Origin of the sequence: Pseudomonas helvetica, assembly GCF_039908645.1 — a bacterium.
In the GTDB taxonomy this organism is placed as follows: domain Bacteria; phylum Pseudomonadota; class Gammaproteobacteria; order Pseudomonadales; family Pseudomonadaceae; genus Aquipseudomonas; species Aquipseudomonas helvetica.
In genome coordinates this window covers 3,517,426-3,539,789 of sequence record NZ_CP150917.1, presented here as the reverse complement: position 1 = coordinate 3,539,789, position 22,364 = coordinate 3,517,426, and the positions used below count along the sequence as shown (strand labels likewise).

The 22,364-nt window shown below is 60.7% G+C and carries 19 protein-coding genes; 9 read left to right on the top strand and 10 right to left on the bottom strand.

The annotated features are described in order from the left end of the window. Positions 1 to 226 precede the first annotated feature (226 nt). Genes lpdA through AABM55_RS16195 form a run of 4 tightly spaced genes read right to left on the bottom strand, consistent with a single transcriptional unit; the run spans position 227 to position 5,192 of the window. Complete coding sequence (gene lpdA / locus AABM55_RS16210; RefSeq protein WP_347926970.1) at positions 227 to 1,612, bottom strand: dihydrolipoyl dehydrogenase; 1,386 nt, start codon at positions 1,610 to 1,612, stop codon at positions 227 to 229. A 6-nt stretch (positions 1,613 to 1,618) separates the two neighbouring features. Further along, positions 1,619 to 2,896 carry a dihydrolipoamide acetyltransferase family protein gene (locus AABM55_RS16205; RefSeq protein WP_347926969.1) on the bottom strand — a complete coding sequence of 426 codons (1,278 nt, stop codon included), beginning with the start codon at positions 2,894 to 2,896 and terminating at the stop codon, positions 1,619 to 1,621. After that, on the bottom strand, positions 2,897 to 3,955 hold the full coding sequence (locus AABM55_RS16200) for an alpha-ketoacid dehydrogenase subunit beta (protein WP_054597663.1): 1,059 nt from the start codon (positions 3,953 to 3,955) through the stop codon (positions 2,897 to 2,899). 1 nt (position 3,956) lies between these two features. Further along, positions 3,957 to 5,192: a 3-methyl-2-oxobutanoate dehydrogenase (2-methylpropanoyl-transferring) subunit alpha gene (locus tag AABM55_RS16195; RefSeq protein WP_054597662.1), complete on the bottom strand. Its 1,236-nt coding sequence runs from the start codon at positions 5,190 to 5,192 to the stop codon at positions 3,957 to 3,959. Positions 5,193 to 5,379: 187 nt separating this feature from the next. Between AABM55_RS16195 and bkdR the strand changes: the two genes are divergently transcribed. Continuing rightward, entirely contained in the window at positions 5,380 to 5,868 is a 489-nt protein-coding gene (gene bkdR, locus AABM55_RS16190; protein ID WP_019690099.1) for a Bkd operon transcriptional regulator BkdR, read from the top strand. A gap of 194 nt (positions 5,869 to 6,062) precedes the next feature. Here bkdR and AABM55_RS16185 read toward each other — a convergent pair whose 3' ends face one another. Next, positions 6,063 to 6,926, bottom strand: a complete 864-nt coding sequence (locus tag AABM55_RS16185) for an MBL fold metallo-hydrolase (protein WP_054597661.1) — start codon at positions 6,924 to 6,926, stop codon at positions 6,063 to 6,065. Between the two features lie 103 nt (positions 6,927 to 7,029). On the opposite strand from AABM55_RS16185, the gene AABM55_RS16180 reads away from it, so the two are divergent. From AABM55_RS16180 to AABM55_RS16160, 5 genes are all read left to right on the top strand, one after another. Continuing rightward, positions 7,030 to 7,365: a helix-turn-helix transcriptional regulator gene (locus AABM55_RS16180; RefSeq protein WP_054598349.1), complete on the top strand. Its 336-nt coding sequence runs from the start codon at positions 7,030 to 7,032 to the stop codon at positions 7,363 to 7,365. 36 nt (positions 7,366 to 7,401) lie between these two features. Further along, positions 7,402 to 8,646, top strand: a complete 1,245-nt coding sequence (locus AABM55_RS16175) for an FAD/NAD(P)-binding oxidoreductase (RefSeq protein ID WP_347926968.1) — start codon at positions 7,402 to 7,404, stop codon at positions 8,644 to 8,646. A gap of 9 nt (positions 8,647 to 8,655) precedes the next feature. Then, the gene (locus AABM55_RS16170; protein WP_347926967.1) at positions 8,656 to 9,456 is read left to right on the top strand and encodes a sulfite exporter TauE/SafE family protein; all 801 of its coding nucleotides are present in this window, start codon (positions 8,656 to 8,658) and stop codon (positions 9,454 to 9,456) included. Between the two features lie 83 nt (positions 9,457 to 9,539). Beyond that, positions 9,540 to 11,207, top strand: a complete 1,668-nt coding sequence (locus AABM55_RS16165) for an MFS transporter (protein ID WP_347926966.1) — start codon at positions 9,540 to 9,542, stop codon at positions 11,205 to 11,207. Next, complete coding sequence (locus tag AABM55_RS16160) at positions 11,204 to 12,355, top strand: HlyD family secretion protein (protein WP_347926965.1); 1,152 nt, start codon at positions 11,204 to 11,206, stop codon at positions 12,353 to 12,355. The genes AABM55_RS16165 and AABM55_RS16160 overlap by 4 nt, the downstream gene beginning before the upstream one ends. Positions 12,356 to 12,385: 30 nt before the next feature. Here the strand turns inward: AABM55_RS16160 and copD are convergent, their stop codons facing one another. Together copD and copC are read right to left on the bottom strand one after the other, a co-directional pair. Then, complete coding sequence (gene copD / locus AABM55_RS16155) at positions 12,386 to 13,264, bottom strand: copper homeostasis membrane protein CopD (RefSeq protein ID WP_347926964.1); 879 nt, start codon at positions 13,262 to 13,264, stop codon at positions 12,386 to 12,388. Positions 13,265 to 13,267: 3 nt separating this feature from the next. Beyond that, positions 13,268 to 13,633 (bottom strand): copper homeostasis periplasmic binding protein CopC, encoded by a 366-nt coding sequence (copC, locus tag AABM55_RS16150; RefSeq protein WP_347926963.1) that lies wholly within the window; start codon positions 13,631 to 13,633, stop codon positions 13,268 to 13,270. Positions 13,634 to 13,758: 125 nt separating this feature from the next. Between copC and AABM55_RS16145 the strand changes: the two genes are divergently transcribed. Beyond that, positions 13,759 to 14,379, top strand: coding sequence for a TetR/AcrR family transcriptional regulator (locus AABM55_RS16145; protein ID WP_103316632.1), 621 nt, complete (start codon positions 13,759 to 13,761; stop codon positions 14,377 to 14,379). A 122-nt stretch (positions 14,380 to 14,501) separates the two neighbouring features. Here AABM55_RS16145 and preA read toward each other — a convergent pair whose 3' ends face one another. The 3 genes from preA to hydA all read right to left on the bottom strand — a co-directional run bounded on the left by preA (position 14,502) and on the right by hydA (position 18,815). Continuing rightward, a complete protein-coding gene (gene preA, locus AABM55_RS16140) occupies positions 14,502 to 15,776 on the bottom strand; it encodes an NAD-dependent dihydropyrimidine dehydrogenase subunit PreA (RefSeq protein ID WP_347926962.1) in 1,275 nt (424 codons plus the stop codon). Next, positions 15,777 to 17,144 carry an NAD(P)-dependent oxidoreductase gene (locus tag AABM55_RS16135; RefSeq protein ID WP_347926961.1) on the bottom strand — a complete coding sequence of 456 codons (1,368 nt, stop codon included), beginning with the start codon at positions 17,142 to 17,144 and terminating at the stop codon, positions 15,777 to 15,779. Between the two features lie 231 nt (positions 17,145 to 17,375). Beyond that, positions 17,376 to 18,815, bottom strand: a complete 1,440-nt coding sequence (hydA, locus tag AABM55_RS16130) for a dihydropyrimidinase (protein ID WP_347926959.1) — start codon at positions 18,813 to 18,815, stop codon at positions 17,376 to 17,378. A 622-nt stretch (positions 18,816 to 19,437) separates the two neighbouring features. On the opposite strand from hydA, the gene AABM55_RS16125 reads away from it, so the two are divergent. Together AABM55_RS16125 and AABM55_RS16120 are read left to right on the top strand one after the other, a co-directional pair. Continuing rightward, entirely contained in the window at positions 19,438 to 20,925 is a 1,488-nt protein-coding gene (locus AABM55_RS16125; protein ID WP_347926957.1) for an NCS1 family nucleobase:cation symporter-1, read from the top strand. 140 nt (positions 20,926 to 21,065) lie between these two features. Then, positions 21,066 to 22,349: a Zn-dependent hydrolase gene (locus tag AABM55_RS16120; RefSeq protein ID WP_054597650.1), complete on the top strand. Its 1,284-nt coding sequence runs from the start codon at positions 21,066 to 21,068 to the stop codon at positions 22,347 to 22,349. Positions 22,350 to 22,364: the final 15 nt, after the last annotated feature.

Genomic DNA, 22,364 nt, shown 5'->3' with positions numbered 1-22,364 from the left:
AATCGCAGCCCGGACTATCGAGTGATTGGCAGATTTCTTAGCCCGCTCATGAAACTTGCCGCCGATCCTTCATTATTCGAAACCCTGTGGCGAGGGAGCTTGCTCCCGTTCCAGTGCGCAGCACTGGTAAAACCGGACACTGCGGTGTATCAGGCAGATCACAGTGACGCGATTGGGGCCGCTTCGCAGCCCAGCGGGAGCAAGCTCCCTCGCCACAGTTGAGCGGTTACAGGTGCAACGCGTGCCCCAAGGCGCGCAACGCCGCTTCCTGCACTGCTTCACCCAATGTCGGGTGGGCGTGGATGGTGCCGGCGATGTCTTCCAGGCGTGCGCCCATTTCCAGGGACTGGCCGAATGCCGTCGACAACTCGGAGACCCCGACCCCCACCGCCTGCCAGCCGACAATCAGATGATTGTCACGCCGCGCGACCACCCGCACGAAGCCGCTTTTCGATTCCAGGGTCATCGCCCGGCCGTTGGCGGCGAACGGGAAGTTCGACACGATGCAATCCAGGCCAGCGGCCTTGGCTTCATCCGGGGTTTTACCGACTACCACCAGTTCCGGGTCGGTAAAGCACACGGCGGCGATGGCGGTGGGATTGAACTCGCGGTGTTTGCCCGAGATCAGCTCGGCGACCATTTCACCCTGCGCCATGGCGCGGTGAGCGAGCATCGGCTCGCCGCTCAGATCGCCGATGGCCCAGACGTTGCGCATGCTGGTCGCGCAGCGGTTGTCGATCTTGATCGCCGAGCCGTTCATGTCCAGGTTCAATGCTTCAAGGTTCCAGCCCTGGGTGTTGGGTTTACGCCCAACCGCCACCAGCACCTGATCGGTGGCCAGGTTCAGGGTTTCACCGTTCGGGTCGCGCACTTGCAAGGTATTGGCTTGTGAATCAAAGCCTTCGACGCTGTGCTTCAAGTAAAGCTTTACGCCGAGTTGCTTGAGCGCTTCGTTGACCGGCTGGGTCAGTTCGGCATCGTAGGCTGGCAGAATCCGATCCTGCGCCTCGACCACGCTGACCTCGGCGCCGAGCTTGCGGTAGGCAATGCCCAACTCAAGCCCGATGTAGCCGCCACCCACCACGATCAGCCGTTTTGGCACGCTTTTCGGCGCCAGAGCTTCGGTGGAAGAGATGATCGGCCCGCCAATTGGCAGCATCGGCAGGTTGACGCTTTTCGAACCGGTGGCCAGCAGCAGGTGCTCGCACTGGATACGCGTGTCGCCGACCTCGACGGTTTTACCGTCGATGACCTTGGCCCAGCCTTGAATGACCTGGACCTTGTGCTTTTTCAGCAGCGCCGCGACGCCGGTGGTCAGGCGATCAACGATACCGTCCTTCCACTCGACGCTTTTGCCGATGTCCAGGGTCGGCGCCGAGACGTTGATCCCGAGGGCCGAATGCTGGCTGTGATGCTGAGTCTGATGGAACTGCTCGGCTACATGGATCAGCGCTTTCGACGGAATGCAGCCGATGTTCAGGCAGGTGCCGCCGAGCGCCTGGCCTTCGACCAGAATGGTGCTGATGCCCAACTGGCCCGCGCGGATCGCCGCCACATAACCGCCGGGGCCGCCGCCGATAATCAGCAGCGTGGTGTTCAGAGTCTGTTGCATGCCTTACTACTCCACAAACAGGGTTGCGGGTTGTTCGAGCAAGCCACGAATGGCCTGGATGAATTGCGCCGCGTCCATGCCATCGACCACCCGGTGATCGAAGGAGCTGGAGAGGTTCATCATCTTGCGAATCACGATCTGGCCTTTGATCACCATTGGCCGCTCGACGATCTTGTTGACGCCGACGATCGCCACTTCGGGCAGGTTCAGCACCGGGGTGCTGACGATGCCGCCCAAGGCGCCGAGGCTGGTCAGGGTGATGGTCGAGCCGGACAGTTCATCGCGGCTGGCTTTGCCATTGCGCGCAGCCGTGGCCAGACGGGAGATTTCCGCAGCGCTGTCCCACAAGCTGCGAGCCTCGGCGTGACGCACCACCGGCACCATCAAGCCAATGTCGCTTTGGGTTGCGACGCCGACATGCACCGCACCGAGGCGGGTGATGACCTGGGCTTCGTCGTCATAACGGGCGTTGATCTGCGGGAAGTCGCGCAGGGCGACGACCATGGCGCGGACCAGGAACGGCAGCAACGTCAGCTTGCCGCGAGTTGCGCCGTGCTTTTCATTCAGATGCGCACGCAGTTCTTCCACTGCCGTCACGTCGATTTCTTCGACGTAGCTGAAGTGTGCGGCACGCTGAGTCGCATCCTGCATCCGCTGGGCGATCTTGCGACGCATGCCGATCACCGGGATCTGCTGTTCGTCGTTGCGTTCGGCGTATGCGGCCACAGTGCTCGATGCGTTCGACTGACCTTGTGCCAGATAGGCCTCGAGGTCTTCGTGAAGAATCCGCCCGGCAGGGCCGGTGCCACGGACCAGACGCAATTGAATACCGGCATCCAGCGCGTGTTTGCGTACGGCCGGGGAGGCCAGCGGACGCTCATCGGCTTCGCGAGCGACCATCGGGCCTTGCGGCGCAACTGGGTGAGCCGGGACGGCGGATTTGCTTTCAATCGCGGCTTCGACTTTCGGTGCGGCAACCGCTGCGGGCTTCGGTGCTGGTGCAGCCGGTGCTGGCTGAGACGACGCTTTGACGTTGCCTTCACCTTCCACTTCGATACTGATCAGAATGCTGCCGACGGCCATGACTTCACCTGGCTCACCGCCGAGGGAGATCACCTTGCCATGCACCGGGGACGGAATGTCGACCATCGCCTTGTCGGTCATCACATCGGCCAGCACCTGATCTTCGACGACCATGTCGCCGACCTTGACGTGCCACACCGACAGTTCAACTTCTGCAATGCCTTCGCCAATGTCCGGCATTTTAATAACGTGCGTGCCCATTCAGACCTCCATGACCCGTTTCAACGCCGCGCCCACACGGGACGGACCTGGGAAATACGCCCACTCTTGCGCATGCGGGTAGGGAGTATCCCAACCGGTCACACGCTCGATTGGCGCTTCCAGGTGGTGGAAGCAATGTTCCTGAACCAGCGCGACCAGTTCGGCGCCAAAGCCGCAGGTGCGGGTGGCTTCGTGGACGACCACGCAGCGGCCGGTTTTCTTCACCGACTTGACGATGGTTTCCAGGTCCAGCGGCCACAGGCTGCGCAGGTCGATGACTTCGGCGTCGATGCCGGTTTCTTCAGCGGCCACTTGCGAGACATACACGGTGGTGCCGTAGGTCAGGATGGTCACGTCCTTGCCTGGACGGGTGATGGCGGCGAGGTCCAGCGGAACGGTGTAGTAGCCGTCCGGCACTTGCGCGGCAGGGTGTTTCGACCACGGGGTTACCGGGCGGTCGTGATGGCCGTCGAACGGGCCGTTGTACAGGCGCTTTGGCTCAAGGAAGATCACCGGGTCATCGTTCTCGATGGAGGCGATCAACAGGCCTTTGGCGTCGTAGGGGTTGGACGGCATCACTGTGCGCAAGCCGCAGACCTGAGTGAACATCGCTTCGATGCTCTGGCTGTGGGTCTGGCCGCCGTAGATGCCGCCGCCGCAAGGCATGCGCAAGGTCATCGGGGCGGTGAACTCGCCGGCCGAGCGATAGCGCAGGCGTGCCGCTTCGGAAATGATCTGGTCCGAGGCCGGGTAGACGTAATCGGCGAACTGGATCTCGGCCACTGGCCGTAATCCGTAGGCGCCCATGCCGACCGCAACGCCGACGATGCCGCTTTCGGAGATCGGCGCATCGAACACCCGCGAGGTGCCGTATTTGCTCTGCAGGCCTTCGGTGCAACGGAACACGCCGCCGAAGTAGCCGACGTCCTGGCCGAACACCACGACGTTGTCGTCACGCTCGAGCATCACGTCCATGGCCGAGCGCAGGGCCTGGATCATGGTCATGGTGGTTGTGGTCATGGCGGTTTCCAGCTCGATATTATTGTTGTGATCGTTCATGTCAGATCCCCAACTCTTGACGCTGGCGCTTCAAGTGCTCCGGCATCTCTTTATAGACGTCTTCGAACATGGTCGCAGCGCTCGGAATCTGGCCACCGGCCAGGGTGCCGTACTGTTCGGCTTCTTTTTGCGCGGCGATGATTTCGGCTTCCAGTTCAGCGCTGAGGGCCACGTGTTCCTCTTCGGACCACTGACCGATTTTCACCAGATGCTGCTTGAGGCGCGCAATCGGGTCGCCCAACGGGAAGTGACTCCAGTCGTCGGCAGGGCGGTACTTGGAAGGATCATCGGACGTCGAGTGCGGGCCGGCGCGGTAGGTGACCCATTCGATCATGGTCGGGCCAAGGTTGCGGCGGGCGCGTTCGGCGGCCCAGGCAGAGGCGGCGTACACCGCGACAAAATCGTTGCCGTCGACCCGCAGGGAGGCGATGCCGCAACCGACGCCGCGACCGGCGAACGTAGTGGCTTCACCACCGGCAATCGCCTGGAACGTCGAGATCGCCCACTGGTTGTTGACCACGTTGAGGATCACTGGCGCACGGTAAACGTGAGCGAAGGTGAGGGCGGTGTGGAAGTCGGATTCGGCGGTGGCGCCGTCGCCGATCCAGGCCGAGGCGATTTTGGTGTCGCCCTTGATCGCCGACGCCATGCCCCAGCCCACGCCTTGTACGAACTGGGTGGCGAGGTTGCCGGAAATGGTGAAGAAGCCGGCGTCTTTAACGGAGTACATGATCGGCAACTGACGGCCCTTGAGCGGATCGCGCTCGTTGGACAGCAGTTGGCAGATCAGGTCCACCAGCGGCACTTCGCGAGCCATCAGAATGCTTTGCTGACGATAGGTGGGGAAGCACATGTCGTCGATGTTCAGGGCCAGGGCCTGGGCGCTGCCGATGGCTTCTTCGCCAAGGCTTTGCATGTAGAACGACATTTTTTTCTGACGTTGGGCGACCACCATGCGGTTGTCGAAAATCCGCGTCTTGAGCATGGCGCGCATGCCCTTACGCAGAATCTCCACGGGCACGCCTTCTGCCCACGGACCGAGGGCATTGCCCTGATCGTCGAGCACGCGAATCAGGCCCTTGGCCAGATCAGCGGTGTCGGCAGGTTCTACGTCGATTGGGGGTTTGCGCACCGTACCGGCATCGGTCAGGCGCAGGTAGGAAAAGTCGGTTTTGCAGCCGGGGCGGCCCGAGGGTTCGGGAACGTGCAGGCGCAGGGGTTCGTACGCTTGATTCATGGCTTTCTACGCTCGATCTTGTGAATTTCTTGTAGTGAGCTGACCGTCATCCTTCGGGTAGAAGAAATCTTGTCCTACAACAATCATAGGCCGGGGCAAGAAGAATATTTATCTCTGTTTCGTTGCAGTTGAAGCCATTTGAGGATAAAAAATCTGCATAAACATAAAAAACAGGTTGTTTTGTCTCATGCGCAAACTGGACCGTACCGACATCGGCATTCTCAACAGCCTTCAGGAGAACGCCCGCATCACCAACGCCGACCTCGCCCGCTCGGTGAATCTGTCACCGACACCGTGCTTCAATCGGGTCAAGGCCATGGAAGAATTAGGGCTGATTCGCGAGCAGGTCACGCTGCTGGATGCCGACCTGCTGGGGCTGCACGTCAACGTGTTCATTCACGTCAGCCTGGAGAAGCAGGTGGAAGAGGCGCTGGCGCAATTCGAGGCCGCCATCGCCAACCGTCCGGAGGTGATGGAGTGTTACCTGATGGCCGGCGACCCGGACTATCTGATCCGCGTACTGGTGCCGACCATTCAGTCGCTGGAGCGCTTCATGATGGACTTCCTGACCAAGGTCCCGGGCGTCGCCAACATCCGCTCAAGCTTTGCGCTCAAGCAGGTGCGCTACAAAACCGCGCTGCCATTGCCAGCCAATGGCCTGACCCTGGCCAACTGAGATCTCCCCACATACCCGTAGCAGCTGTCGAGCTCCGCGAGGCTGCGTTCGGCGGCGCAGCCGTCGTAATCCGGCTGATACGGTCTGCCTGAAAGAACGCGGTGGCAGGTTTCGCGACGGCTGCGCCGCCGAACGCAGCCTCGCGGAGCTCGGCAGCTGCTACGAGATAAAGTGTGGGGTCCAATGTGTTGGGGTCAGAACTGGTTGATGGGGATCTTCAGGTAGACCACGCCGTTGTCTTCAGCCGGTGGCAAATTCCCGGCCCGCACATTCACCTGAATCGCCGGCAGTATCAGCGTCGGCATGCACAAGCCCGCATCGCGCCGGGTGCGCATGTCGACGAACGCCGTTTCGTCGATGCCGTCATGCACATGAATATTGTTTTTGCGTTGCTCGCCAACGGTGGTCATGCACTGGGAAGTGCGGCCGGCTGGCGGGTAATCGTGGCAGACATAGAGACGGGTGTCGGCGGGGAAGGCCAGCAACCTGTGTATCGAGGCGAATAGCTGGTTGGCGTTGCCGCCAGGGAAGTCGCAGCGGGCGGTGCCGACGTCGGGCATGAACAGCGTGTCGCCCACCAGAATCAGTTCATCGTCGATCAGGTAGGCCATGTCTGCCGGAGTGTGACCGGGAACATGCAGCGCCTTGGCCTTGAGGTTGCCGATGGAAAATTCCTCGTCCGGCGCAAACAGATGGTCGAACTGCGAACCGTCGCTGCGAAACGCCGGCTCAAGGTTGAACAGGTTCTTGAAGACGTCCTGCACCTGACTGATGGCCTGGCCGATGGCGATCTTGCCGCCCAACTCGCGGCGCAGGTAAGGCGCGGCGGACAGGTGATCGGCATGGGCGTGGGTTTCCAGCAGCCATTGGGTTTGCAACCGGTGCTCGCGAACGAAAGCAATCACCCGGTCAGCCTGCGTGGTGGCGGTTCGACCGGACGCCGGGTGGTAATCGAGCACTGAATCGACAATGGCGCACGGGCCGCCGTCGTGTTCATAGATCACATAGGTGTAGGTCTTTGATGCGTCGTCAAGGAAGGCTTGGATCAACGCTGGCATGGCGGCGGGTCCTGGCTGGGTGGCAGAAAGACACAAAGGCTTGCAACACTTTATGTTTAAACATAATGTCCGCAGCTTAAGTGACGACTAAGGTTATCTGCAAATGCAATCCAGTCTAAGCGAAGGTGAAGTGGCGCAATTGCGTGCCTCGGCCTCCAAGGCCTGCGCGCTGCTCAAGGCATTGGCCAATGAGGACCGTCTGCTGATCCTCTGCCAGTTGACTCAGGGCGAGCGCAACGTCGGCGAATTGGAAACCATGACCGGTGTGCGTCAGCCGACGTTGTCCCAACAATTGGGCATTCTGCGCGATGAAGGCCTGGTGGGCACCCGACGTGAAGGCAAGTACATTTTCTACGGTCTTGCCAGCCACGAAGTGATTCAGGTGATGAAAACACTCTCGGGCCTGTATTGCGGCGCGGTGCTAAAAAGCTGGGCGTGAGCCTTTTCGGGCAGCCCCTTGTAGAGGCAATAACTTATGCAGGACCAACACTGGGGCCAGACCATCAGTGCCGACATCGTGGTGATAGGCGGCGGTACCGCGGGTATCGGCTTCGCTGCCAGCCTGCTCAAGCGCGATCCGCACTTGAACGTCACCGTCATCGAACCCAGCGCCCAGCACTATTACCAACCGGCCTGGACGTTGGTTGGCGGCGGCGCGCATGAACTCAAGAACACCGTACGACCAATGGCGGCGGTGATGCCGCGTCAGGCTCACTGGGTGCAGGCTGCGGTCAGCAGCGTCGACCCCGAAAACCGTCTGCTGACGCTTGATGATGGGCGCAGCGTCTCTTATCAGAACCTGATCGTCTGCCCTGGCTTGCGACTGGCCTGGGAGAAAATCGAAGGTCTGCAAGAAGCCCTCGGGCAACACGGTGTCACGTCCAACTACAGCTACCGGCATGCGGCCTACACCTGGCAACTGGTCAAAGGTCTGCGCGGCGGCAAGGCAATCTTCACCCAGCCGGCGGTGCCGATCAAATGCGCCGGGGCGCCGCAAAAGGCGTTGTACCTGTCGTGTGATCACTGGCTCCGACACGGTGTGCTGAAGCATGTCGACGTCGAGTTCAACCTGGCCGGCGCCGCGTTGTTCGGCGTGGCGACGTTCGTTGCGCCGCTGATGAAGTACATCGAGAAATACCGTGCGCGGTTGGCATTCAACTCCAACCTGGTGAAGGTCGACGGGCCGGCGCAAACCGCCTGGTTTGAGGTCAGGGACGCCGCCGGAACGGTCACGCTGCAAGCGAAAAAATTCGATCTGTTGCATGTGGTGCCACCGCAGGTGTCGCCGGACTTCATCCGTCAGAGTTCGCTTGCCGATGCCGCAGGCTGGTGCGAAGTGGACGTCCACAGTTTGCAGCATGTGCGTTATCCGGACGTGTTCGCCCTCGGCGATGTCTGCTCTACCAGCAACGCCAAGACCGCCGCCGCGGTGCGCAAGCAAATCGTCGTGGTGGCGGAGAACGTGCTGGCCTTGCGCAAACAGCAACCCTTGCCGCTGAAATACGACGGTTATGGCTCCTGCCCGCTGACGGTGGAGAAGGGCAAGGTGATACTCGCCGAGTTCGGCTATGCCGGTAAGCTGCTGCCGACTTTTCCCCTCGAGCCGACTGTGGCGCGGCGTTCGGCATGGTTTCTCAAGGCGACGCTGCTGCCGTGGTTTTACTGGAACGGCATGCTCAAAGGTCGTGAGTGGCTGACTCGTGTGTCCAAGGTCGATTGAGAAAACCCTATGCTGCTGGCGACATTGTTTGGTGTGGTGATGGGCCTGATCCTGGGGCTGACCGGGGCCGGCGGAGGCATTCTTGCAGTCCCGGCCCTGGTGCTCGGGCTGGGCTGGGGCATGACCCAGGCAGCGCCGGTGGCGTTGTTTGCGGTGGGCAGTGCGGCGGCGGTCGGTGCCATCGACGGCTTGCGCCATGGGTTGGTGCGTTACCGTGCGGCGTTGTTGATAGCGTTGCTGGGGGCGGTGTTCTCACCGGTGGGCATCTACTTCGCCCATCAGTTGCCGGAAAAAGTCCTGATGATCCTGTTCAGTCTGCTGATGATCATGATCGCCTGGCGGATGCTGCGGCGAGAAAAGCCGCAAGCGGGGCCGAGCGATCACGGCCACGCCAACTGGGGCCAGAAGAACTGCATGCTCGATCAACAGACCGGGCGCTTTTCCTGGACCGCCAAATGCACCGCAACCCTGGCTGCATTGGGGGCGGTGACCGGCGTGGTTTCAGGCTTGCTCGGGGTCGGTGGGGGTTTCCTGATCGTGCCGGCATTCAAGCAACTGACCGACGTACAGATGCGCGGCATCATCGCCACCTCGTTGATGGTGATCAGTTTGATCTCGGCAACCGGAGTGATCGGCGCCTTTCATGCCGGGGTGACCATCGATGCCCAGGGCGCGGCTTTTATCGCCGCGAGCATCGCCGGGATGGTCGTGGGGCGACGACTGTGCGCCCGCGTTCCGGCCCGGGCACTTCAAGTGGGGTTTGCCAGTGTGTGCCTGATGGTGGCCGGCTACATGCTGCTCAAGGCCTGAAATCGGTGGTTGCCGTGCGGCGAACTGGCAAGAAATCTCTGGCTCAGGTCTACTGCCTTCATTACCGATGACAAGGCCACGCCATGGATCACTACGCCCCGCGCAACTGGCAGCCCCACGAACGGCCAAGCTTGCCCGGTTCCCCCTCGACCCCTTTACACCCAACACCAAAGCGCTTGGCTTATGCATTGGTCGGGTTGCTGGTGGCATTGACCGGTGGTTTGGGCAATGCGTTGGTGGTCGCCAACCTGCCTTACCTGCAAGGGGCGCTGGGGGCGACGACCGCCGAGATGGCCTGGCTGCCAGCGGCTTACGTGATGACCAACGTCTCGATGAACCTGCTGCTGGTGAAGTTTCGTCAGCAGTTCGGCTTGCGGGCGTTCACTGAAGTATTCCTGGTGTTGTATGCGCTGGTGACCTTCGGGCATTTGTTCGTCAACGACCTCAGTTCGGCGATTGCGGTGCGCGCCGCCCACGGTATGGTCGGTGCGGCGCTGAGTTCGCTGGGCCTGTATTACATGGTGCAGGCTTTCCCGGCGAAGTGGCGCATGAAGGCGTTGGTGCTGGGCCTGGGTACCTCGCAACTGGCATTGCCACTGGCCCGGTTGTTCTCCGAAGACCTGTTGCAGATCGCTGAATGGCGCGGGCTCTATCTGTTTGAACTGGGCATGGCGCTGACCTCACTGGGCTGTGTGTTCATGCTCAAGTTGCCGCCGGGTGACCGCTTCAAAACTTTCGAAAAACTCGATTTCCTGACCTTCGCCTTGCTGGCGGGTGGAGTGGCGCTGCTCTGTGCGGTGTTGTCGTTGGGCCGTATCGATTGGTGGCTTGAAGCACCGTGGATCGGCGTCGCCTCGGCCGGCTCGATCGTGTTGATCATGGCCGGCCTGGCCATCGAACATAACCGCAGCAACCCGATGCTGATGACCCGCTGGTTGGGCAGCGGGGTGATGATTCGCCTGGCATTGGCGGTGATCCTCATCCGTATGGTGCTCACCGAACAGTCCACCGGGGCCGTGGGTTTGCTGCAAACCCTGAACCTGGGCAGCCAGCAGATGCACAGCCTTTACGTGGTGATGCTAGTGGGCAGCGTCGCTGGCCTTGCCACCAGCGCGCTGACGATCAATCCCTCGCACCTGTTGATGCCGTTGATCATTTCTCTGGCGCTGATGGCCACAGGTTCCGTGATGGACAGTTTCTCGACCAACCTGACACGCCCGGAGAACATGTACCTCAGCCAGTTTCTACTGGCCTTTGGCGGGACGTTTTTCCTCGGCCCGACCATGGTGCTCGGCACCCGCAACGTGTTGACCAATCCGCGCAATCTGGTGAGTTTTTCCGTGCTGTTCGGGATTTGCCAGAACCTCGGTGGCTTGATTGGTGCTGCGTTGTTGGGGACGTTCCAGATCGCCCGGGAAAAATTCCATTCCAGCCATATCGTCGAGCGCCTGACCCTGGTCGACCCGCAAGTGGCCAGCCGTGTGCAAGGCAGCAGCGCGAGTTATGTGTCGAGTATCGCCGACCCATCGGCCCGCACCACTCAGGGCATTCGTAGCCTGGCAGCGGCTGCGACCCGGGAGGCGAATGTCATGGCCTATAACGATGTGTTCATGCTGATCGCGGTGATCGCGATGCTGACCATGCTCTGGATCTTCATTCGCAGCCTGTGGCTGTTGAGCACGACCAAGGCTGTCGCTCCCACGCCGGCCAGTCCGACTTCCGTTCCTTCCAGCGGTGCCTCTTCTTCATGACCGACCCGATCACCACAACCACCAACGCCATCGCCTCGACTCCCGAGGGCGTGGCACCGCCTAAAACTTCTGGCACCGAGCCGCGTTCTCTGCCGGTGCGGATTATTTCGTCGCTGGGCTTTGCTGGCATTGCCATCGTCGGGGTGCTGATCGTGTTGTATGCCTGGCAGTTGCCGCCGTTCGGCAGCGCCATCGAAAGCACTGAAAATGCGCTGGTTCGCGGCCAGGTGACGATCATTGGCCCGCAGCTCAGTGGCTACGTGTTTGAGGTGCCGGTGCAGGACTTCCAGTTCGTCAAGACCGGCGACCTGCTGGTGCGGCTGGATGACCGGATTTACAAGCAACGTCTGGATCAATCGCTGGCGCAACTGGCGGTGCAGAAAGCCGCGCTGGCCAATGCGGTGCAGCAACGCAACAGCGCCGAGGCGACCATCAAGCTGCGTCAGGCGGCGCTGTCCGACAGCCAGGCCCAGGCGCAAAAAAGCGCGGCGGACTTGCGGCGTAACGAAGCGTTGATCAGCGACGGCTCGGTGTCAAAGCGCGAGCTGGACGTGACCCGTGCCGCTAATGCGCAAACCATCGCTGCGGTGGCGCAGGCCCAGGCCAGTCTGGAAATTGCCCGGCAGGACCTGCAAACGGTGATCGTCAATCGCGGTTCGCTGGAGGCGGCGGTGGCCAGTGCCGAAGCGGCGGTTGAGCTGGCGCGGATCGATCTGTCCAACACCCGCGTGGTCGCTCCGCAAGACGGTCAGCTCGGGCAGATCGGCGTGCGTCTTGGTGCCTACGTCAACTCCGGCGCGCAGTTGATGGCCTTGGTGCCGAGCCAGTTGTGGGTGATCGCCAACATGAAAGAAACCCAGATGAACAACATCCACATCGGCCAGCCGGTTACCTTCACCGTCGATGCCTTGAATCACCAGAAATTTCACGGTCGAGTGCAGCGCATTTCACCGGCCACCGGTTCCGAGTTCAGCCTGCTGCAGGCCGACAACGCCACCGGCAACTTCGTCAAAATCGCTCAACGCGTGCCGGTGCGCATCACCGTTGACGCGAACCAGGCGCAAAGCGAACGCCTGCGGCCCGGCATGTCGGTGGTGGTGAGTATCGATACCTCCGGGCAAGGCAATGCCGTCGCTGGCAATCCGTAGGTGCCGATGATCGTTCCCGTGCGGGAACGATCAGTTACCGGCCACCATCGGCGGCAATGTACCCAACAGGGAAACTGCCGCCACGGCCGCTATCCCCAGCAACCACTCCAGCATCACGCTGGTGCGCAGCGCCGAGAGGCGTTGCCCGCAGTGCTTGATTTTCAAGCGATTGAACAGCGCCAGGCCAAGCATGGCGCTGACCAACAGCACCTTGATCAACAGAATCAACGCGAACCCGGACAGCAGCGGTGTCGGCCAGAAGGCCCCGGTCAACACCCGGACGTTGATCAGGCCGGTTACCAGCAAACCCGCCACCAGCCCATAACCGATCCCGCTGAAGCGTTGCAGTATCGGCTCGACAGCGTGAGTCGTCGGTCGCCGCAGAATCATCAGTAGCAGCATGAGTCCACCCAGCCAGGCACCGACGCAGGTCAGGTGAATCACTTGATTGAGGATCAGCAACTGGCCATTCAGGCCATCGAGCATCGCGCCATGACCGACCGGGGCCAGGGTCATCAGCAGCAGGCTGCTCAGGAGCATACGCAGCGCAAACGAGTTGCTCAGCGGGCTCAGCAGGCAGACCACCAACAGCCCGTTGAACAGCAAATGCCAACGCCAGACCTGCCCGAAGAAGGTGTTGCTCAACACCAGTTGCACGGTTGGCCAATCAAACGCCGCCGACAGCGAGCCGGCCATGCTGGCGGTGATCAACAGCAGCCAGCAAACCCCGCTGAACAAGGCGAACCCGGCGAGCAGCCGACTCAGCCCGGCCAGGCGTTGATCGAGTGTCGCGAGCGCTTGGGCCAGCGGTTCATGGCGCAACAGCAAGGGCCTGAACAGGCAGGCCCCAAACAGCATCAGCACGACGATGAAATGCAGGAAGCGGCCCAGGACCAGCGCGCTCGACATCGATTACTGACTCACCTTGAAGCTGTAGTCGCCAGCGCTTTTATGGGTGTCGACCGACACTGCATGCCATTCGACCTTGTAGTTACCGGCGCTCAGAGGGGCGGCGGGAGTAACGACCAGGGTCTTTTTATCGGCGCTTTCGGTGACGATGCTTTTCACGGCAACGGCCACGCCATCCTTGCTGATATCGACTTTGGTGAAACTGGCTTCAACCCCTTCGGAGAACGCCAGGCGCAATTCGGCAGGTGCGGCAACGTTGCTGTCGGCGGCTGGCGTCGAGCTTTTCAGGTGAGCGTGAGCAAACACCGAGGAGGCGGCGAACAGCGAGCCGAGTAGGGCAGTCACAGTCAGGGCTTTTTTCAGCAACATCGGTCAGCACCTATCAGGCAGATTGGAAGATGCGACAGTTTACCTATGCCTCGGACCCTGTACGACGTTTCGTTTCGCAGGTGGCGAATGCTAGTCTTGACCCATGCCGCTGTCAGGGAGCCCTTATGGGCAATCACAAAATCGAGATCCGCCGCAGTAACGTCGAGAAAATCCTCCTGGCCGCCGAGAAGGTCTTCGCCGAGAAAGGTTTTGGCAGCACCGCGATGGCCGACATCGCTAAGGAAGTGCAACTGCCGCGCTCCAATCTGCATTACTACTTCAGCACCAAGGCTGAGCTGTACAGCGCGGTGCTGTTCGATTTGCTGGAAGTCTGGAAGCAGGACGCGCTGTGCTTCGAGATGTTCGATGACCCGCGGGTGGTGCTCAGCAGTTACATCCGCGCCAAGATGAACCATTCCCGCAGCCGGCCTTACGGCTCGAAAGTCTGGGCCAATGAAATCATCCACGGTGCGCCGACATTGGGTGAGGCGCTGGACGTCAGCCTGTACGACTGGGCCAAGATGAAGGAAGCGAAAATTCGCCAATGGGTGGAGGACAAACGCATCCTGCCGGTGGAGCCTTCAAGCCTGCTGTACATGATCTGGGCCTCGACCCAGCATTACGCTGACTTCGATCACCAGATCAACATTCTCAACGACCATCAACCGCTGTCGGACATGCAGTTCGAGCGCGCGGTGCAGACGGTGACCAGCGTGATTCTGCGGGGGATCGGGTTGGAACCGTAGGATTGTCATCGCGGGCAAGCCTTGCTCCTACGGGTTTAGTGTCGATCACCTATTTGTGGCTCGACACAAATCCGTAGGAGCAAGGCTTGCCCGCGAAGGCGTCAGTTCAGGCGACGCGGATCTCAACCCGCGACATGATAGGGATTCCTCGGATCATGGTCCCAGTCCAGAAACGGTTTCCCGTTATCGACCGGCACCATCGCGATGCAGTCCTGCACCGGGCAAGTGATCTGGCACAGGTTGCAGCCCACGCACTCGTCATCGATCACTTCATATTTGTGGGTGCCATCCGGTTGTTTCAGGCTGGCGATGGCCTGGTGCGAAGTGTCTTCGCAGGCTATGTGGCAACGGCCGCAACCAATGCAGGCTTGCTGGTCGATCTTGGCGATCACCTGATAGTTGATGTCCAGGTATTTCCAGTCCGTGGTATTGCCCACCGCACGCCCGGAAAAATCCTGCACGCTTGAGTAGCCTTGGCTGTCCATCCAGCGGGACAATCCGTCCTTCATTTCCTCGACGATCCGAAAACCATGCAGCATCGCCGCCGTGCACACCTGCACCGCGCCACTGCCCAGCGCCATGAATTCGGCTGCGTCACGCCAACTGCCAATGCCGCCGATGCCACAAATGGGCAGGCCTTGGGTCTGCGGGTCACGGGCGATTTCGGCGACCATGTTCAACGCAATCGGTTTGACCGCCGAACCGCAGTAACCACCGTGGGTGCTTTGGCTGCCGACCATCGGATGCGCAACCATGCGATCCAGGTCGATGCTGGTGATCGAGTTGATGGTGTTGATCAGCGACACCGCATCGGCGCCACCACGGTGGGCTGCCCGGGCGGCGACGCGGATGTCGGTGATGTTCGGCGTGAGCTTGACGATCACCGGCAGCGAGCAATAGGTCTTGCACCAGCGAGTGACTTGCTCGACGTATTCCGGCACCTGACCCACTGCCGCGCCCATGCCACGTTCCGGCATGCCGTGGGGGCAGCCGAAGTTCAGCTCGATACCATCGGCGCCCGTGGCTTCTACCAGCGGCAGGATGTTTTTCCACGACTCTTCGACGCAAGGCACCATCAGCGACACGATCAGTGCGCGATCCGGCCAGTCTTTTTTGACCTGGGTGATTTCTCGCAGATTGATTTCCAGCGAGCGGTCAGTGATCAGCTCAATGTTGTTGATGCCCATGACTTCACGGTTGGCACCAAAGTGCGCGGAGTAACGCGACGAGACGTTGACCGCCGCCGGGTCTTCACCCAGGGTTTTCCAAACCACCCCACCCCAGCCGGCCTCGAACGCACGGACCACGTTGTAGGCCTTGTCGGTGGGCGGTGCGGAGGCCAGCCAGAACGGGTTGGGGGCTTTGATACCGGCGAAGACAATCGAAAGATCGGCCATTTACGCAGCCTCCACGTTGAGCATGAGTTGGGCATGGATCGCTTCAGCGGCGAGTTTGCCGTGCTGCACGGCCTGTACGGTGAGGTCCTGATCGAGGCTGGTGCAATCGCCGCCGGCATAGACGCCGGGAATGCTGGTACGCATCTGTTCATCCACCTGAATTCGGTCGCCCTGGCGTTTCAGCTCGCGGGCCAGCGGATCGCTCAGCGCGTTGTCGTCGAATTTTTGCCCGATGGCTTTGAAGATCGCATCGGCGGCCAGCTCGAAGGTGTCCCCGGTGCTGATCAGCCGACCATTTTCGAGACGCGTGCGGGCGAAACGCATTCCACGCACCTGGCCTTTATCGTCGAGCAAGACGTCCTGCGGTTGCGCCCAGGTCATCAGCCGTACCTGATTGGCCTTGGCGATGTCCTGCTCATGAGCGGTTGCGCCCATGTCCTCAAGACCACGGCGGTACACCAGATTCACGTCGCGGGCACCGAGGCGGGCCATTTGCACGGCCATGTCGATTGCCGTGTTGCCGGCGCCGAGGACGATGCAATGATCGGCCAGCGGCAATTGGCTCAGGTCATCGGCCTGGCGCAGTTCGCGAATGTAATCGGTAGCGGCCAACAGCCCTGGGGCGTCTTCGTCAGCCAACCCCAGCTGTTTGCTGGCGGCCAGGCCAAGGCCGAGGAATACTGCGTCGAACTGCTGATGCAGTTCGCTGAGGCTCAGGTTCTCACCGAGTTTTTGCCCGTGGCGGATTTCGATGCCGCCGATTTCCAGCAGGAAGTCCAGCTCATGCTGGGCAAAGTCATCCACCAGTTTGTATTTGGCGATCCCGTATTCGTTGAGTCCGCCGGCCTTTTCCCGCGCCTCGAAAATTACCACCTCGTGGCCATGCATGGCGCTGCGGTGCGCGCAGGACAAACCGGCAGGCCCGGCACCGACCACGGCAATTCGTTTGCCGGTGGCCGCTGCGCGTTGGAATGGGTGTTCGCTGAAGTGCGCGTTGTCGATGGCGTAGCGCTGCAACAGGCCGATCAGTACCGGCGCGCATTCCTCGGCGTTGTTGCGTACGCAGGCGTGCTGGCAAAGGATTTCTGTCGGACAGACCCGGGCGCAACTGCCACCCAGGATGTTCGCCGAGAGAATGGTTTGCGCAGCGCCCTGGACGTTCTCTTGATGGATGTTGCGAATGAACGACGGGATATCGATGTCGCTCGGGCACGCGTTGACGCATGGCGCGTCATAGCAATACAGGCAGCGCGAGGCTTCCAGATGTGCCTGACGGTCGTTGAGCGGCGGCGCCAGGTCGGTGAAATGGCCGGCGAGGGTGGCCGCATCCTCGGCGGGATGGGGCAAGTGGCTCAGAGTCTTGATCACGGTGTTGGCCTCACGGTTATTTGAGGTACTGCCTCTGATGGGCATTGTTTTTTGTACATGACGCAAATAGGTGGTTGGTAACGCCGCATCCTGTGGCGAGGGAGCTTGCTCCCGCTCGGGTGCGTAGCGCCCGTAAACCAGACAACTCGTCACGCAGATAGGACGCAATCGACCGGTTTGGGAGCGCTTTGCACTCCAGCGGGAGCAAGCTCCCTCGCCACAGGGGTAGCGTCAGCGTTTCACGGCAGTCGGCTTGTGCAACTCAGCGCGCTTGCTCAGCAAATCGAACACCGCCGGGTACGCCGGGCGTTCGATGTAGCGCCCGGCACCGCGTTCGGCACGCAGGTCGCCGTCGGCCCAGACCAGTCGACCCTGGCTGATGGTGTGGCTGGGTACGCCGCGCACGGTCTTGCCTTCAAAGATGTTGAAGTCGACGTTTTGGTGATGGGTCTTGGCGGAAATGGTCCGCGTACCTTGCGGGTCCCAGAGCACCAGGTCGGCATCGGCGCCGACGCGGATCGAGCCTTTGCGCGGGTAGAGGTTGAAGATTTTTGCGGTGTTGGCAGAGGTCAGCGCAACGAAGTCCTGCATCGACAGGCGCCCGGTGTTGACCCCTTCATCCCACAGCACCGCCATACGGTCTTCGATGCCCGCCGTGCCGTTGGGAATTTTGCTGAAGTCGTCACGCCCCGCAGCTTTCTGTTCGGCACAGAAACAGCAGTGATCGGTGGCGGTGGTGTGCAGGTTGCCCGATTGCAGGCCGTGCCAAAGTGCTTCCTGGTGGCCGCGCGGACGGAAGGGCGGGCTCATCACGTAACCGGCGGCGGTTTGCCAGTCCGGGTGCTGGTAGACGCTGTCATCCAGCAGCAGATGCCCGGCCAGCACTTCGCCGTAGACCGGTTGGCCTTTGCTGCGGGCGTAGGTGATTTCATCCAGCGCTTCCTTGGTCGAGACGTGGACCAGGTACAGCGGCGTGCCAAGCGTTTCTGCAATACGGATCGCCCGGCTCGCGGCTTCACCTTCAACCTGGGACGGCCGCGACAGCGGGTGCGCTTCAGGGCCGGTGATGCCCTGGGCCATCAGTTTGCGCTGCAGGTGATAGACCAGTTCGCCGTTTTCTGCGTGCACGGTTGGTACGGCACCGAGTTCCAGACAGCGCTCGAAACTGGCGACCAGCGTGTCGTCGGCGGCCATGATCGCGTTCTTGTACGCCATGAAATGCTTGAAGCTGTTGACCCCATGATGGCTGACCAGCTCAGCCATTTCTTCTCGAACCTGTTCGCTCCACCAGGTGATGGCGACGTGAAAGCCATAGTCGGAGGCTGATTTTTCAGCCCAGCCACGCCACTGATGGAAAGCTTCCAGCAGCGATTGCTGCGGATTGGGAATCACGAAGTCGATGATCGACGTGGTACCACCCGCCAGACCCGCCGCCGTGCCGCTGAAGAAGTCTTCGCTGGCCACGGTGCCCATGAAGGGCAATTGCATGTGCGTGTGCGGGTCGATGCCGCCGGGCATCAGGTATTGGCCGCTGCCGTCGAGCACTTCGCAGCCGGCGGGAGTATCGAGGTTGTTGCCGATGGCTTTGATCACGCCGTCGGCGCACAAGACATCGGCGCGATAACTTTCATCATGGGTAATAACGGTGGCGCCACGGATCAACAGAGACATTCCGAGTTCCTCGCAGGCTTGACTGGCTTATGCCGGTTCTAAGTGTTTTATATGTAGCAGGCTAAGGAAGTTGTATTCCTGTCAGCGCTGTCAGGAATAAACGCTAGCTGGAGATATCGGATTGGGCAAGAATATTTTTTGTAAGCTTATATCGATATTAACTTGTTGAAATTAAACGATTAAAAGTGCAAATCACCAAAATGGTGAGGTCTCTCACCATTTTGACGCACTTGACAGGATCGAAATATGGTCAAGATTTCCTATGTGAAATCAGCTATTTGAGGTGCGCCTGTGGCTGACAGAAAAAATACAAAATAAATGTAACGCACCAGATTGAGCCCTGACGGCTCGGACAACTTGCCCGGCATTTTGCCTGAGTGCTCGGGCAAGTCTTCGCGGGCTTGATTGTTGTTTGAATAAAACTGATGAACATCAGTTGTTTACATGGATTTTACCGACGCGCAAAGGTCGTCAGCAAAGCCTCCGGCATGCTTATTGATTGCTGCCGCTGACACCTTGGCCGGTCGGTAAAAGTCGTAAGTTCTCCGGCCATCGTCCGGCTCGTGGTTTAACCGCAGGCCAGCCCGATGAGCAAAATAATCAAAAAAACAGTGGAGCGGCCATGCAACAGAACAGATCGCACGTCACCGAGCGCGAAGGGTTGTACGAACTGGACGCCGGCAGCGACGTCCTCGACAGTCCCCGGTACAACCACGACATTGCGCCGACCAAGGTGCACGAACGAACCTGGAACAAATGGCACATCACCGCGTTGTGGATCGGCATGTCGGTGTGCGTGCCGACCTACACCCTTGGCGGGGTGCTTACCGCGTACTTTGGCCTGAGCGTTGGCGAAGCGCTGCTGGCGATTCTGCTGGCCAACGTCATCGTGCTGATTCCACTGACCCTTAACGCCTTTGCGGGCACCAAGTACGGGATTCCGTTTCCGGTGTTGCTGCGTTCCTCGTTCGGGGTGATCGGTTCCAACGTGCCGTGCCTGATTCGCGCGCTGGTGGCCTGCGGCTGGTTCGGTATCCAGACGATGTTTGGCGGGCTGGCGATTCACCTGTTTCTCGGCTCGGTTTTCGAGGGCTGGAAATCCCTCGGGGGCACCGGCGAAGTGATCGGCTTCATGATGTTCTGGACGCTGAACCTGTGGGTGGTGCTGCGCGGTGCCGAGTCGATCAAATGGCTGGAAACGCTCTCGGCACCGCTGTTGGTGGCGGTGGGGCTGGGTCTGCTGGTCTGGGCCATGCCGAATGTGTCGCTGACCGAGTTGCTGGCCCAGCCGCCGAAACGTCCTGAAGGCGCCAGCGTGACCGGTTACTTCCTTGCCGGGCTGACCGCGATGGTCGGGTTCTGGGCGACCTTGTCGCTGAACATCCCGGACTTCAGCCGTTACGCCAAAAGCCAGAAAGACCAGATCCTCGGACAGATTTTCGGTTTGCCGCTGACCATGTTCCTGTTCGCCTCGCTCGGGGTGGTGATGACTGCCGCGTCGGCGAAACTGGTGGGTGTGACCGTGTCTGATCCGGTTAGTCTGATCGGGCATATCCAGAGCCCGGCGTGGGTGGCGTTCGCCATGGCGCTGATCATTATCGCGACGCTGTCGACCAACACGGCCGCCAACATCGTTTCGCCGACCAACGACTTCCAGAACCTTGCGCCCAAACTCATCAACCGCACCAAGGCGGTGATGTTTACCGGTCTGGTAGGGCTGGCGCTGATGGGCCACGAACTGCTGAAGAAGCTTGGGCTGATTGTCTCCAATGTCAGCCTGGAAACGGTCTATTCCAACTGGTTGCTCGGTTATTCGAGCCTGCTCGGGCCGATCGCCGGGATCATGGTGGTGGATTATTTCCTGATCAAGAAACAACAACTGGACCTTGCTGGCCTATACCGCGATGACGTGTACCCGGCGTGGAACTGGAACGGCTTCATCGCCTTCGGCGTGCCGGTGGTGTTGACCTTGCTGTCGCTGGGCAGCGATGCCTTCAGCTGGTTCTACAGCTACGGCTGGTTCACCGGCTCGGCCCTTGGCGGGCTGATGTATTACGGGTTGTGCACGATGCGTAGCAGCGACACGGCTGTGGCCGATACCTCGATATAGGAAAAGGGTGATCGTTCCCATGCTCTGCGTGGGAATGCAGCCGGGGACGCTCTGCGTCCCAAGAGCGGACGTAGAGCGTCCAGAGATGAATTCCCACGCAGAGCATGGGAACTATAAAAATCAGCCTGAAGGAGATCACCATGAACGCTGCCGTAGACGTTCTGCAGTCCAGCCATCAGCACATCGACCGTGACCGGCTCTGGCAGTCGCTCATGGAGCTGGCCAAACTCGGTGCCACGGTCAAGGGCGGCGTCTGTCGCCTGGCCCTGACCGACCTCGATCGCCAGGCCCGCGACATTTTTGTCAGGTGGTGCGAGGAGGCGGGCTGCACGGTGAGCATCGACGCCGTCGGCAACATCTTCGCCCGCCGCGCCGGACGCAATCCGCAACTGCCACCGGTGATGACCGGCAGCCACATCGACACCCAACCCACCGGCGGTAAGTTCGACGGCTGTTTTGGCGTACTGGCCGGGGTCGAAGTGCTGCGCACCCTCAACGACCTGGGCGTGGAAACCGAGGCGCCGCTGGAAGTGGTGGTCTGGACCAATGAAGAGGGCTCGCGCTTCGCCCCGTGCATGATGGGCTCCGGGGTGTTTGCCGAAAAATTCACCCTTGAAGAAACCCTGGCCAAGACCGACGCCAGCGGCGTGACCGTGGGTGAGGCGCTGAACGCCATCGGCTATGCCGGTTCGCGCAAGGTCAGTGGCCACGCAGTCGGTGCCTACTTTGAGGCGCACATCGAGCAAGGGCCGATTCTGGAAGACGAGCGCAAGACTATCGGCGTGGTGATGGGCGCGTTGGGGCAGAAGTGGTTCGACCTGAAACTGCGCGGTGTCGAGGCCCACGCTGGACCGACGCCGATGCATTTGCGCAAGGATGCATTGGTCGGTGCCGCCGCAATCGTCGCCGCCGTGAACCGTACCGCTCTCGGTCATCAACCTCACGCCTGTGGCACTGTCGGATGTCTGCAAGCCTATCCGGGTTCACGTAACGTCATCCCCGGCGAAGTGCGCATGACCCTGGACTTCCGTCATCTTGAACCGGCCCGGCTGGATTCGATGATCGCGGAAGTGCGGCAGGTGATCGACAGCACCTGCGATGAGCACGGCCTGACTTATGAACTGACGCCAACTGCCGACTTCCCGCCGCTGTATTTCGACAAGGGCTGCGTCGAGGCTGTGCGCAGTGCGGCACAAGGTCTTGGGCTGTCGCACATGGACATCGTCAGCGGGGCGGGGCATGACGCGATCTTCCTCGCCGAACTGGGGCCGGCTGGGATGATCTTCGTGCCGTGCGAGGGCGGCATCAGCCACAACGAAATCGAAAACGCCACACCGGATGACCTGGCGGCCGGTTGTGCGGTGTTGTTGCGGGCGATGCTGGCGGCTTCGGCGGCGATTGCCAGTGGTGAACTGGCGGCCTGAGGTCTCGCCGCGTAT

Excerpts from the sequence above, each read along its gene's own strand:
- AABM55_RS16170 (WP_347926967.1), top strand. The coding sequence starts at position 8,656 with ATGCTGCTGGCGACATTGTTTGGTGTGGTGATGGGCCTGATCCTGGGG.
- AABM55_RS16185 (WP_054597661.1), bottom strand. The coding sequence starts at position 6,926 with ATGCCAGCGTTGATCCAAGCCTTCCTTGACGACGCATCAAAGACCTAC.
- preA (WP_347926962.1), bottom strand. The coding sequence starts at position 15,776 with ATGGCCGATCTTTCGATTGTCTTCGCCGGTATCAAAGCCCCCAACCCG.
- hydA (WP_347926959.1), bottom strand. The coding sequence starts at position 18,815 with ATGTCTCTGTTGATCCGTGGCGCCACCGTTATTACCCATGATGAAAGT.
- AABM55_RS16180 (WP_054598349.1), top strand. The coding sequence starts at position 7,030 with ATGCAATCCAGTCTAAGCGAAGGTGAAGTGGCGCAATTGCGTGCCTCG.
- copD (WP_347926964.1), bottom strand. The coding sequence starts at position 13,264 with ATGTCGAGCGCGCTGGTCCTGGGCCGCTTCCTGCATTTCATCGTCGTG.
- AABM55_RS16165 (WP_347926966.1), top strand. The coding sequence starts at position 9,540 with ATGGATCACTACGCCCCGCGCAACTGGCAGCCCCACGAACGGCCAAGC.
- AABM55_RS16195 (WP_054597662.1), bottom strand. The coding sequence starts at position 5,192 with ATGAATCAAGCGTACGAACCCCTGCGCCTGCACGTTCCCGAACCCTCG.
- AABM55_RS16160 (WP_347926965.1), top strand. The coding sequence starts at position 11,204 with ATGACCGACCCGATCACCACAACCACCAACGCCATCGCCTCGACTCCC.
- AABM55_RS16200 (WP_054597663.1), bottom strand. The coding sequence starts at position 3,955 with ATGAACGATCACAACAATAATATCGAGCTGGAAACCGCCATGACCACA.
- AABM55_RS16145 (WP_103316632.1), top strand. The coding sequence starts at position 13,759 with ATGGGCAATCACAAAATCGAGATCCGCCGCAGTAACGTCGAGAAAATC.
- copC (WP_347926963.1), bottom strand. The coding sequence starts at position 13,633 with ATGTTGCTGAAAAAAGCCCTGACTGTGACTGCCCTACTCGGCTCGCTG.
- AABM55_RS16120 (WP_054597650.1), top strand. The coding sequence starts at position 21,066 with ATGAACGCTGCCGTAGACGTTCTGCAGTCCAGCCATCAGCACATCGAC.
- AABM55_RS16175 (WP_347926968.1), top strand. The coding sequence starts at position 7,402 with ATGCAGGACCAACACTGGGGCCAGACCATCAGTGCCGACATCGTGGTG.
- AABM55_RS16125 (WP_347926957.1), top strand. The coding sequence starts at position 19,438 with ATGCAACAGAACAGATCGCACGTCACCGAGCGCGAAGGGTTGTACGAA.
- bkdR (WP_019690099.1), top strand. The coding sequence starts at position 5,380 with ATGCGCAAACTGGACCGTACCGACATCGGCATTCTCAACAGCCTTCAG.
- lpdA (WP_347926970.1), bottom strand. The coding sequence starts at position 1,612 with ATGCAACAGACTCTGAACACCACGCTGCTGATTATCGGCGGCGGCCCC.
- AABM55_RS16205 (WP_347926969.1), bottom strand. The coding sequence starts at position 2,896 with ATGGGCACGCACGTTATTAAAATGCCGGACATTGGCGAAGGCATTGCA.